This window comes from Paraglaciecola sp. MB-3u-78, assembly GCF_002835935.1.
GTDB lineage: Bacteria > Pseudomonadota > Gammaproteobacteria > Enterobacterales > Alteromonadaceae > Paraglaciecola.
The window spans coordinates 235,065-247,323 of record NZ_PJCF01000002.1; the positions used below are offsets into that span (position 1 = coordinate 235,065).

Consider the following 12,259-nt stretch of genomic DNA (forward strand, 5'->3'; position numbering starts at 1 on the left):
TAGGTGATCTGAATTTTCTTGGGTAATAATAAGCGTCTCTTTAATTTCTTTACGCTGAAATCTCCGTGACTTTTGAAAAAAAATTGAAATTTATCTTCGCTAACTTTAGCAAGTGTGTGGACATGAGTTTGAACACGGAAAGAAACAGTATAATAAAATCATGACGTAAGTAATCAGGTCTTAAATTAACTTTATGATACTCAAATTTAAGGCCGACTAAAGATGCATATGCCTTACTTAAAATGGCCAGTGATAGACAGTTTTCTGCTTGTTTAGTAGAAGCCAAATCAGCATTATAAATGTTGCCCTTATCAGAGAACCCACTAAGAAAATCATCAATATATTGAGCCAATCGTTTGTAACCACCAACACTTTTATTTGCTGGGGCATTATAAAACCATAAAAATATTGTTTGTTGTCTTTGTTCAGATAAAAAACATCATTAATTTGAGGAACTTCTATTAGCATATAAGCATCACTTTGCCAATTAATATGCAGAGCACTGGGAGTAGAGTTAATATCTGCAGATGAAGATACACCATGGTGAGTTGCACACCTCGTGATCGATAACAATAACAACAAAGTTGCCAGCTTTATCATCCAAGTCATTTCGTAATCCCTTGACTTGCGTTAAACAATGTCTAATAAAAAGATATCGGATTTAACGCAAACTATCTATACAAATAAATTACCTTGTTTATTTCTGTTCAACCGTCGCCCCTTATTGGTGTTCTTGCTTAATCAAATCAGCACAACGTTCTGCAATCATGATAGTGGGGGCGTTAGTATTTCCGCCAACAAGAGTGGGCATTACAGAGGCATCTACCACTCTTAAGCCTTTTATACCTTTTACTTTTAGTTCTGAGTCTACGACAGCCATAACATCGCTTATATCCCCCATTTTACAGGTACCTACTGGGTGATAAATGGTTTCGGCTTTCTTGCGGATAAAAGCTAATATTTGTTCATCCGTTTGCGCTTCAGGGCCAGGACCAATTTCCCAAGACTGATATTTTTCAAAGGATGGTGCTGCCAGAATTTTTCTCGCACGGCGCACACCGTCAATCATCACTTTTTGATCATCAGGGTGTTCAAGATAATGCGGGTCAATCATGGCCGGATCGTTTGGTTTATTTGAACGTAAGGTGATTTCACCTCGACTTTTAGGATACAAACCACATACATGCACCCCATATCCATAACCAAAGGCAGTTTTACGTCCGTGCTCAAGTAAAATAGCGGGCAGAAAGTGATATTGAATATCAGGAATATCTGCAGAACTTTGGGTCTTATCAAAGCCTCCCGCCTCAGCAACATTACTGGTAAAAATACCTTGTCGATCAAACATATAATTAAAGGCATTTTTGACATAACGTGGAATAAGAGCAAGTGAAATCGAATAACTGTCACGGTTTCTGCAGCGATGTTGCACTATGGCGTCAAGGTGATCTTGTAAGTTTTGCCCTACCCCAGGTAAGTCTGCTTTTACTTCAATACCTTTTTCAGCTAGATGTTCTTTTGGCCCTAAACCTGACAACATTAATACTTGAGGAGAGTTGATCGCACCAGCGGATAACAAGACCTCTTTGTTGGCTGTGAGTTCATAAGATTGACCATCTAATTGCAGTTTTACGCCTGTCGCTACGCCATCGTCAATTTGAATTTGTTCAACCAACGCCTTGGTTAACACGGTTAAATTTGGCCGAGTTAACGCGGGTGTTAAATAACCTTTTGCTGTAGAACAACGTTGCCCATTTTCCTGGGTAACCTGATAAAAGCCCAACCCTTCCCGGTTAGCACTATTAAAATCAGTGACTTTAGTCAAACCAATATCTTCAGCGGCTTCAACAAAAGAATCAGACAGGGGATTAGTGTGACATAAGTCGCTGACGCTAAGATAACCGTCTGCACCGTGCAGTTCGCTCTCACCATGCTGTTGTTTTTCCGACTTTTTAAAATAAGGTAACACTGTTTTCCAATCCCACCCTTTGGCCCCCAAATCACTCCATCGGTCATAATCCTCAGGCACACCGCGTATATAACACATAGCGTTGAGTGAGCTTGAGCCACCTAAGACTTTACCTCTAGGCCAAAAAAGCTTGCGATTATTCAATTGAGATTGTGGCTCAGTATCGTATTCCCAACCTAAATTAGTCATACGGGAAAGAAAGGCCAGACCGAATGGGATATGAATAAAAGGACTTTTATCTTTACCACCCGCTTCAATTAAGCATACACTGAATTGGTTATTTTCAGTTAAGCGCGCCGCTAAAGTAGCACCTGCTGAACCGGCGCCGATAATAATAAAGTCGAACTGTGTTTGATAAAGTTTTTGCATGAAATCGGTTACTTATTTGAACTGAATATTAACACTTGTTGCTGTGTAGTATACCGTTGAAACAAGATTATCAGCGGTAACAATATTAACAACACTCATCTGATGTCATACCAGTAGTGTATCAAAAAAGCTATCTGAGTGTTACTTTCTTGTAAACTCGAGCCTTGTCCAGCAAAATAACTTTATACAATAAAATTCAATTAGTTATAAAATGAATGTTGCATAACGCGTTATCACAAATATCTATGGAGCAGCATTAGTTTGGGTTCACAATCGTTCAAAACCTCAATTCGGATGTTTCTTGCTAAGTGTCTTATCCGCTTTAAAAAACTTAAGCACGTGGATTATTCAGTGAATGATATTAGTCAATTAATTGAGCCTCACTTACCGCTTTCATTTCCTATTTCTGTCCCAAGAGGTGACGGACGCTTTACCCTCTCGAAAGTCAATATTTCCATGCCTAGCGACTCAAATTTCATTCAAGGGGAAGTATTAGGCGGTATTGAAGTTACCTATCTCGCCAATCCCATTTACCGTGCCCATGTTATGTTGGTGGTGCAAGCCAAGCCCCAATATGAACACACCACAAATAACGTGCTTTTAACGGATATTCGTATTACTGATATTCATATGTTGAACGACGAATATTCCATTTTAAAAGATACCTCTAACCTTATTAATCAATTCGTCCCTAGCCCGGTGCTGTCGATGGTTACGGGAACCATGAAAACCGCCTTTAATATTATGACAGGCACTACAGCTTCCGAAGCCAATAGTTATTTACAAATGTATCTAAGTGGCAGCAAAAAGAAGGTACTGGATTACCACAAACCACAAATAGAAAATATCATTGTTGAATTGGCAGCCAGTGAAGATATGCAATACACCTTGGACATAAACGACTTTGAAGAAAGTTTATTTATTCAATATGGCAAAGAAGTGAATATTGAAGATGGTCATTTGAGATTTAAATTCTAGGGGGAACGTTTAAGCCCTGCGACGCCATAAATTCTGATTTCCCTGATCAAAAGAGTACTCCTGAGGTTCCCAAAAATAAGGAATAAGTGGTTTACTCTCTTCAACCCGATAATTATGTGACAACTTTTCCGTTACATCAGCCAATCGTTTGGGACCAATTTTGATTATCTTTTTTTCTTGCAGCGTTTAACTACTCTAGTTGTTGTTCTAAGACCCGTGTACTTTTACCAAGCTGTGTTTGTAGTACTAACTTAATGTCATGTATTTCAACTTTTAGTTGAGCCAGTTTTTGTTTATTTGCAGGCTCATTTATGTAGACACTTCATTACGTTTCTCGCCAATATCCTCAATATTAAGATTGGGATCATCGATACATTTTTCCAACATATCAAACGCCTCGATGCAGTAACGTGCCAATGGCTCTAAACTATCAATATTATTATTACAGCAAACAAGTCCAATATTGGCATCACCATTATAAGTCACCATAGTAATGTTCACTCCACCACCAGGGGTAATCGTTGAAATAGGGTAAGCAGCTAGCATTTGGCTATCTTTAAAATACATAACGTCAGGAGGCCCTGGCATATTTGACACCAAAATATTGGCAATAGGTTTGACCCAATTCGACAAACCTAACATTTCAAAGATTAATGCATAGGTCTGAATTAACAAGGTGTAATAACTAAATGAGGCCGGATGAGAAGTCATTGCTGCTCTTTTAACTTTTCGGTGATTTTCAATTATTTGTCTGAGTCTAAGATAAGGATCAGTGTGTCCATGAGCCAGCTCAACTGGCACTATAGCTATTTTATTGCCATAGGTTGTCTCACCAGGTTTACGAAGATTAATAGGCATATTGGTAAACAGCGCCTTTTCAAATACCTGCCCATAGTCAGCGAGTTGCCTATGCACGGCAATATCAAACACACATAACATCACTTCATTGGCGGAGGCTCTTAAACGTTTGCTCAGCACTTTAACACGGGCAAAGTCGATATCTAAGGTAGCCACTGCACGGCCTTTTTTCACTTGCCCCGTTAGCACTGTTTTAGTGCCTGTAAAAGGCAACGGCATATAATCTTTATTTATCCTAAGTAGCTTTATTAATAACCTAAACCAGATCCAAATAGAATCCTTAATGGCAATAAATAAACCACATAGGCCACCAAATACCGCTTTAAACCATGGTATTTTATGCCGTGTTTTTTGGGTTCTGTCCATTGCCCAAACGGGTACAAACCCCTTACTAATCGGGCTCTGGTTATAACCTGCCTGAAACCAACGGATTAAGGTGCTGCCATCTCCGCACATATGATGAATTTTGATATATAAAGCGAACTGCTCGGTATTGATGTCTTTAATTAAATGGAATTGCCAAAGTGGCTTATCCCTGTCTAGCCAAGTTTCATGCAAACTAGCGACAAATATATTTAAGGCAGGCTTATCGTTCAAATCATCGATATGATGCAATTGAACATGGTATTGCATATCTAACTGCTCAACAGGTACGAACTTAATCGGGTAACCCATTACCGTCTTGACGCGACAATTAAAGGGCGCGGTAGCTTGATCAAAAGTGTGCATTTCTGCCAACAATTTATCGACATAATCCCTTGCCGCATCAGCGGGTATTTTCAGCAGTTGCAAAATGGCGACATGTTTAGGGTTAGCCTCCGTCTCAGTGATCCAAAAGGTCTTATCGAGAAATGTTAGTTTTTTACTCAAAACGTTATCCTTGTATACTGATACCCAACAGGCTCTAGTTCTTTATGCTTCATTGGAGAATTCGCGATTGACTATCGCTTTTTGCAAACGATGTAATTCACTCGGCTCGATGATGATGTAAGGCAATAACGCGAACAAAATTGCTGACAAACTTTTATATAAATACTCATCACCATTGATATCATGACCTTTTAAAGCGTAATAATTTCCCGCTTGACTAAAGACTAATCCGATAATTTCGACCATTTGATTACACTGACCAACAGAAGCAGTAATGGTGCCTTGTGTCACAAACTGCGCCAAAAGCTTAGTAATGCAACGTTCTTGGGCGGCCATCAACTTGATAAATCCTTTGGCCACACTAGGGTATTTATCGGTTAAATCGGTAGGGTTTCGATATAAAAAACGAAACAAATGATTTTTTTCAATAATCAGGTATAGATAATAAAAAAAATCTTCAATACTAAGAGAAGTATCTCTTTGATTGTTCGGAGCATCAATAATGCCGCGCAACTGTTGTTGATAAAGATCAAACAATGCACCAACTATGACTTCTTTACCTTTAAAATGATAATACAAATTGCCAGGACTGATATCTAATTCCATTGCAATCTCGACACTGCTAACGTTGTTTTCCCCTTGATGATTAAAAATATCAAGGGCAGTTATTAATATACGTTCGGCCGTTTTCATTTTATTATTACCAATAAGTGTGATGGGACATGTCAATCTGATTGATAGATTGACATACTGTTTACATCCAGTGCAAGTATTTGAAAATAAAGCTTTTGCTTCTTTAATAATATGACAAGACTAAAATATTAACCGGGGTAGAAAATGATAAGAGTGTTGTTCAACAAAAAAGGCGGTGTGGGCAAGTCAAGTTTAGCAGTAAACCTTGCAGCGATTTCTGCCAGTCAGGGATACCGAACCTTACTCATTGACTTGGATACACAATGTAATAGTACAGCTTATCTGAATGTGACAGATCTGCCCAATGACTGCAGCATAGCGGATTTATTTGAACAAACCATTACCTTTCATCTGCATCGTCGCCCTGCCAGTGACTTCTGTCATCCAACACAAGTTGAAAACCTGGATATTATTGCAGGCTCAGAACGTCTTTCAGAGATGGAGAGCGAGTTAGACAGCAGGCACAAAATTTATAAACTGCGAGAAGCCTTAGATTCATTAAAAGATACCTATCAGCACATTTTTATCGATACCGCACCGGCTCTGAACTTTTACAGCATGTCAGCGTTAATTGCTGCACAACGATGTTTAATACCTATTGATTGCGACGACTTCGCTCGGCAAGGTTTATATAGCCTGCAAAAAAAGATTGCTGAGATAAAAGAAGATCATAATGAAAGTTTGGAAATAGAAGGGATCATTGCCAATCAATATATGACTAACGCGAACTTACCGAAACAAATCGTTAATGAATTAATAGCAGAAGGTTTTCCGGTGTTGTCAGAGTATATCGGTCAGTCAGTTAAGATGCGCGAGTCACACCAAGCTAAAAAACCGCTCATTTTGCTTGCCCCTAAACATAAACTCACTCAGTCTCTGATAGGTATTTTTAATTTGTTAGATAAAAGTTAGTTGATATGTAAAGGTTTTAAAGTGGTGTCATTGACCGATGTTTTTTATCGCCAATTGAAATGGACCAGATTGTTTATCCGCAAGCATGAAGCCTATTTGTCTGACATCAGAAAATGACAAAGCCGGTGCTCGACTAACAATACGTCCACGGAATTGAGGGACAAAATCCGCTTCATTAAAGGTCAAAGTTTGCCAACTGCTGCTGCTAGAAAATGTGGCGACATATGCCACACCATCGAACCCTTTATTGGTTCTAAGACGCAATTGATAACTGCGCCCATCACCATTAATTTCAATGAAAATTGGCGTGATGCCGCTTTTGAGTGTAACTGGCCCGACACGCCTTACAGAGGCAAACCCGCCATTATTTTTTAAAGAAATTTCACCTTCGAAATAAGCAACCTTATCAACCACACGTAAGTTCGACTGTGATAATCCTCCCATCACACTGTCGTTAACTCGATACCAGTAATTGCGTTCTTCGGCACTTGAAAAATCGACTTTCCACTGGGCTGATACATGGGTGCATTTCATGATAAATAGGACAATTAAGATAGTTTTCATAACGACTAATACGTCAAAAGTAAGGAATTAGATTAATGTCTCAACTTTGACTTTGGAATAATAAGGTTTTGCTACATAAAGACTAAATACAACTGCATAAACCCAGCCCCCATGCCTAATAAGGCCCCCGTTAAAATCAACTTCCATTCATCAGCCTCGTAAGCGGGACGCAATACACCTTCAAACTCTTCAGGTGACAATGCCTGCATACGCTCGCACAGATCATCAGCAATTCTCAGGGCTTTATTGGTGTATTCGTAGGCATAAGCCAAGTATTTTTCTGAGTCTTTAAAAATGCGCTGGGTAGCGAGTTCTTTCATTTTATAATAAGAGTCTGAGCCTACTCCTAAGGCAAAATAGGGTTGTGCAATAGCGACATAACGTTCAATGGCATCATTCACATGCAATTCAATCAATTCCAACAATTGCCCAGAGCCTGAACCATGTACCGCAATTTCCATGATGTTTTTTGACGTCATAAGTTTAGACTCAATGATGTCTGAATACACACGCGACACTTCTTTCTGGCGCTTTAAAAACATGCCTTGAATGGTAAACCCCATAAACTTGATAGGATGTTTAGGTTCAAAAATGATCTTCAACGCTATCCAATTTGTGGCATACCCGACTATCAAGCCTCCCACTGGCAATACCCACCAAGTAGGATAAAACATCCAAACAGCCATAGTCGGCAAACCAAATAAAAAGCCAAAATAAAAGCCTGATTTTTCTATAAAAGGAAATTCCTTCTCACCAGACTTTAAGAAAATTTCGTTGATAAGTTCGGGAGCGTTAACCAATTGCCCAACCACTAGCTCTTTTATATCGACTATTTCTTCAATGTTGTACTTGAAGTCATTCACCATATTGGTCACAACATTCGGAATATCAGCTTCTACCCTCGCATACACAAGGTTTTTACCGTGCACAGGCAAGGATGCCCACAACTGTGGAGCAGACTCCCTCATCACTTCGTTGATAATAGTCCGAATAGTTTGCTTAAGACGTCTTTCAATTGCTTTAGTCAGTTCAATGGGGTCAATGCGGTCCGCTAATTCTTTCACACTGAGCAATTTGCCCAATACCAATTCAACTTCAATCTCTGCCATTTCTCGGCGCTTAGCAGGTATTAAACCTTGCCAACCTAAAAAAGGTTTGAGTCCGATAAATTCAATAGGGTAAAACATCATTTTGACAGCTAAAAAATTAGTCGACCATCCCACTATTGCACTAATGATAGGAATAGAAAACAAAGGAAGATAAGTGATGAGTTGATCAATTAATTGCATAAAAAGCAGCTGCGCCTAGTCAATATTATTATTTGGTATGTATGAACCCCCATACTAACTCATCCTAGGCTAACTATTGGAATTAGAATGGTCAAACTAAAAATACCATAGGTTGAAAATTATCCATACAAAACTCTTTGTAAATACAACTAGTTATCTCAGATGCTAAATACATGCAAATGGCTATTACCCACTATCTTTAAATTTTGGGTAGCATTTTCTAATTAATTACGGTTATATCTGGTCAGACTAGTAAATTGAGAAACTTGTATGTCAAATAAACCTCTTTCTGAATTACAAGACATCATGACACAAGCCGCTTCATATGAAGAGTACCTTGAAGCAGCAAAAGCTCATGACGAATTGTCTGGCGCCCAAGAATGGAAAGCCAAAGATCCATGCAAGGACTATGACTACCGGCTCATTCGTAAACGAGTACAGCGTATTAAACAAGCCAGACTTAGTGGTGACGCTGCAGGCTTAATGTATATTTTACATGAAGGCTTACATGGCAACTTAGGTAATATTGCTTCGTCGGCAATAAATCAACACGCTAAACTTGGCACTAAACATCTGATTGAAGAGTTTATTCTAGAAGTCTGCGGGGCTTTAGATTACATCTATCAAGCCGACGAAAATGAAATCGACTTTTACGAAAAACTATCCTTTTTTGAAGAAACGGCACAGGCATTTGGTCGTAGCTGCTTGATGTTAAGTGGTGGTGCGGGTCTTGGATTTTTTCATTGTGGTGTTATCAAATCATTAGTAGAGCATGATTTACTTCCTAAAGTCATCTCAGGTGCCAGCGCAGGAGCAATCATTGCGGCATTAGTGGGTACACGCACTAATGAAGAACTATTAGAAGTTATGCAACCCCGGAGCATTCAACAAAAATTTAAGCAATGGCGTTTATGGCAAGGCTTTGGCAAAGACAGCTTGCTGGATAGTAGTAACCTAGAAAATGCGTTAATTGAGCTGTTTGATTTAACCACTTTTGAAGAAGCCTTCAAAAAGACCGGTCGTCATATGACAATCACCGTATCTCCGGCTGATTTGCATCAACATTCACGCTTGTTAAATGCTAAAACCTCGCCTAACGCTATTATTACTCAGGCCGTCAGAGCTTCAACGGCTATTCCAATACTATTTAAGCCGGTGCAACTAAAAGCCAAAAACAGAGCGGGTGAGATAGTCCCTTATATTCCCAACCGTCGTTTTGCCGACGGCTCGATTATGGCAGACTTACCTTTTGAGCGTTTAGCCCGTCTATATGGTGTGAATCATAGTATTGTGAGTCAAACAAACTTGATTGCCGTTCCCTTCTTAGCCCGTGACAAAAGAGATACCACTGGCTTGATAGGATTAACATGGCGTTATGCTGCAAAAATTGCCAAAGTAAACAGTATTTTTGCTTTTGATATACTTGAAAATCTTATTAGCCACCGTGCTGCTAGATTAGGTATTCACAAAGTGCGTTCTGTTATTGATCAACAGTATGTTGGTGATATCAATATATTGCCTAGCGCAACGTTTGCAAATCTTAAACATATCGCTTCAAACCCTAGTTTAGAAAGTATCCAAGAGATTATCCACAATGGCGAACGAGCTACTTGGCCGCAGCTCGATTTAATTAAGAGAAATACCATGATAAGTAAAACGCTAAGGGGTTACCTAACCCAATTAAAGCAAAGAGAAGCGAGATTACTTAGTGAGCACAATGGATTACGAGTAGTTAATAGTTAAGCGTAATGACGGGTGACTACGCTGATTCAATTTGGTTAGCTTATTAAAGTCATTCGTCATGTTTGTAAATGCTTTAAATCACTATTTCACTACCATAAACAGTCCTGGCAGCGAACTTCCCCACACTGCTAAAGGCAGTTATAAAGCTTAGTGCAATGCTCTACCGAGTTAAGTCTGGTGAGAAAATTAACTCAGTAGCGCCGCACTAGTTCATTGTTTAATAAGGTTTGTCGGTCACCGCACCAGTAGAAGCAGAGCTCACTGTTCTGGCATATTTCGCTAGCAGTCCTCGGATGTATTTAGGTTCAGGCTGCTGCCAGTTTTGCTTCCTTCTAGCCATTTCTTGAGCTTCAATATTCAACGTCATCAGGCGACTTTGTGCGTCAATGGTAATGCTATCACCATTTTCTACCAGCGCGATGGCCCCACCCTCGTAGGCTTCAGGTGTGATATGCCCGACAACAAAACCTCTGCTGCCACCTGAAAAGCGACCATCAGTGATAAGCGCCACGTCATTGCCTAAACCTTTGCCCATGATAGCAGAAGTAGGACTTAACATCTCGCGCATACCAGGCCCGCCTTTAGGGCCTTCGTAACGAATGACAACCACATCACCAGCTACAACTTGACCATCTATAATAGCGGCAAAACCTTGCTCTTCTGAATCATACACTTTAGCCGTGCCCGTAAAACGTAATCCTTCTTTACCAGTGATTTTTGAAACTGCACCTTCTGGGGCTAAATTACCGTTCAAAATAACCAAATGGCTGTCTTTTTTAATAGGCTTATCAAAAGGTAAAATAATGCTCTGACCTTCAGGGTAATCCGCTACACCCGCTAAATTTTCAGCCATGGTTTTACCGGTGACGGTCATGCAATCTCCGTGCAACATGCCCGCATCTAATAAACGTTTCATCAGTGGTTGAATGCCACCAATTTCAATTAATTCAGACATCAAGTATTGGCCGCTTGGACGTAAGTCAGCAATCACCGGTGTTTTCTCACCAATGCGCACAAAATCATCCAAAGTCACTTCAACGCCAATGGCATCGGCCATCGCAATTAAGTGCAGCACTGCATTGGTAGAGCCACCTAAGGTAATGGTCAGCGTAATCGCATTCTCGAAGGCTTTTTTAGTCATGATGTCGGACGGCTTAATATCATGTTCAAGCAAGTACACAACAGCTTTTCCGGCATCAATACAGTCTTGCTTTTTGTTATCTGAAACCGCATTTTGCGCAGAGCTATTTGGCATGCTCATGCCCAAAGCTTCAATCGCAGAGGCTAAGGTATTTGCTGTGTACATACCACCGCAAGAGCCCGCGCCTGGGATCGCCGTTTTTTCAATATGTTCCAATTGAGTGATGGGGATATCGCCCGCAGCATAACTGCCGACTGCTTCAAATACCGACACGATATCAGTGTGGTTTTCGCCTGGTAAGATCGTACCACCATAGACAAAAATAGAAGGACGGTTCAAGCGTGCTAAACCCATCAAACAACCCGGCATGTTTTTATCACAGCCACCAATGGCAATAATACCATCGTGCCCCATACCGGCTGATACTGCTTCTATAGAATCGCAAATAACTTCCCGAGAGACCAAAGAATACTTCATACCTTCAGTGCCCATAGAAATACCGTCAGATACAGTAATAGTGTTATAAATAACGCTTTTAGCACCTGCGCTATCTACACCTTTACCTACCTCTTCTGCCAAGGTATTAATATGCATGTTACATGGCGTCACCATTGACCACGTTGAGGCAATGCCCACCTGAGATTTTTTGAAATCCTCGTCGCTAAACCCTACAGCCCTTAACATTGAGCGACTGGGTGCCTGAGCGGCACCGTCTACGATTTTTTGTGAATATTTGCGCGGTTTATCTGTATTCATATCTTTTTCTGCATTTTCAACATCGATAAGCGCACTATAGAATTGTATAAACAAATTGACAATCTAAGCGCATGAATTAATTAGTCTTATTTAGATTGTTTTTGTACAAGGATCGCC

At 40.0% G+C, this 12,259-nt stretch carries 10 protein-coding genes; 3 read left to right on the forward strand and 7 right to left on the reverse strand.

Going from position 1 to position 12,259, the window contains the following annotated elements; genetic code table 11:
* Positions 1-237: 237 nt before the first annotated feature.
* Positions 238-609, reverse strand: a complete 372-nt coding sequence (locus tag CXF95_RS02795) for a hypothetical protein (protein WP_101197294.1) — start codon at positions 607-609, stop codon at positions 238-240.
* A 112-nt stretch (positions 610-721) separates the two neighbouring features.
* Positions 722-2,338: a GMC family oxidoreductase gene (locus CXF95_RS02800; protein ID WP_101197295.1), complete on the reverse strand. Its 1,617-nt coding sequence runs from the start codon at positions 2,336-2,338 to the stop codon at positions 722-724.
* 351 nt (positions 2,339-2,689) lie between these two features.
* On the opposite strand from CXF95_RS02800, the gene CXF95_RS02805 reads away from it, so the two are divergent.
* Positions 2,690-3,316: a hypothetical protein gene (locus tag CXF95_RS02805; RefSeq protein ID WP_232787609.1), complete on the forward strand. Its 627-nt coding sequence runs from the start codon at positions 2,690-2,692 to the stop codon at positions 3,314-3,316.
* 309 nt (positions 3,317-3,625) lie between these two features.
* Here CXF95_RS02805 and CXF95_RS02810 read toward each other — a convergent pair whose 3' ends face one another.
* Together CXF95_RS02810 and CXF95_RS02815 are read right to left on the reverse strand one after the other, a co-directional pair.
* Complete coding sequence (locus CXF95_RS02810) at positions 3,626-5,044, reverse strand: wax ester/triacylglycerol synthase domain-containing protein (protein WP_101197297.1); 1,419 nt, start codon at positions 5,042-5,044, stop codon at positions 3,626-3,628.
* Positions 5,045-5,086: 42 nt separating this feature from the next.
* Positions 5,087-5,737: a TetR/AcrR family transcriptional regulator gene (locus tag CXF95_RS02815; RefSeq protein WP_101197298.1), complete on the reverse strand. Its 651-nt coding sequence runs from the start codon at positions 5,735-5,737 to the stop codon at positions 5,087-5,089.
* Between the two features lie 144 nt (positions 5,738-5,881).
* Here CXF95_RS02815 and CXF95_RS02820 point away from each other — a divergent pair, with 144 nt between their 5' ends.
* Positions 5,882-6,649: a ParA family protein gene (locus CXF95_RS02820; protein ID WP_101197299.1), complete on the forward strand. Its 768-nt coding sequence runs from the start codon at positions 5,882-5,884 to the stop codon at positions 6,647-6,649.
* 27 nt (positions 6,650-6,676) lie between these two features.
* On the opposite strand, the gene CXF95_RS02825 is transcribed toward CXF95_RS02820, so the two are convergent.
* Both CXF95_RS02825 and CXF95_RS02830 read right to left on the reverse strand, forming a co-directional pair.
* A complete protein-coding gene (locus CXF95_RS02825; RefSeq protein ID WP_232787610.1) occupies positions 6,677-7,213 on the reverse strand; it encodes a CIA30 family protein in 537 nt (178 codons plus the stop codon).
* 71 nt (positions 7,214-7,284) lie between these two features.
* A complete protein-coding gene (locus CXF95_RS02830; RefSeq protein WP_101197300.1) occupies positions 7,285-8,502 on the reverse strand; it encodes a DUF445 domain-containing protein in 1,218 nt (405 codons plus the stop codon).
* Between the two features lie 270 nt (positions 8,503-8,772).
* On the opposite strand from CXF95_RS02830, the gene CXF95_RS02835 reads away from it, so the two are divergent.
* A complete protein-coding gene (locus CXF95_RS02835) occupies positions 8,773-10,245 on the forward strand; it encodes a DUF3336 domain-containing protein (protein ID WP_101197301.1) in 1,473 nt (490 codons plus the stop codon).
* Positions 10,246-10,462: 217 nt separating this feature from the next.
* Here the strand turns inward: CXF95_RS02835 and ilvD are convergent, their stop codons facing one another.
* Positions 10,463-12,142: a dihydroxy-acid dehydratase gene (ilvD, locus tag CXF95_RS02840; RefSeq protein ID WP_101197449.1), complete on the reverse strand. Its 1,680-nt coding sequence runs from the start codon at positions 12,140-12,142 to the stop codon at positions 10,463-10,465.
* Positions 12,143-12,259: the final 117 nt, after the last annotated feature.

Excerpts from the sequence above, each read along its gene's own strand:
- CXF95_RS02795 (WP_101197294.1), bottom strand. The coding sequence starts at position 609 with ATGACTTGGATGATAAAGCTGGCAACTTTGTTGTTATTGTTATCGATC.
- CXF95_RS02800 (WP_101197295.1), bottom strand. The coding sequence starts at position 2,338 with ATGCAAAAACTTTATCAAACACAGTTCGACTTTATTATTATCGGCGCC.
- CXF95_RS02815 (WP_101197298.1), bottom strand. The coding sequence starts at position 5,737 with ATGAAAACGGCCGAACGTATATTAATAACTGCCCTTGATATTTTTAAT.
- CXF95_RS02820 (WP_101197299.1), top strand. The coding sequence starts at position 5,882 with ATGATAAGAGTGTTGTTCAACAAAAAAGGCGGTGTGGGCAAGTCAAGT.
- CXF95_RS02825 (WP_232787610.1), bottom strand. The coding sequence starts at position 7,213 with ATGAAAACTATCTTAATTGTCCTATTTATCATGAAATGCACCCATGTA.
- CXF95_RS02830 (WP_101197300.1), bottom strand. The coding sequence starts at position 8,502 with ATGCAATTAATTGATCAACTCATCACTTATCTTCCTTTGTTTTCTATT.
- CXF95_RS02835 (WP_101197301.1), top strand. The coding sequence starts at position 8,773 with ATGTCAAATAAACCTCTTTCTGAATTACAAGACATCATGACACAAGCC.
- ilvD (WP_101197449.1), bottom strand. The coding sequence starts at position 12,142 with ATGAATACAGATAAACCGCGCAAATATTCACAAAAAATCGTAGACGGT.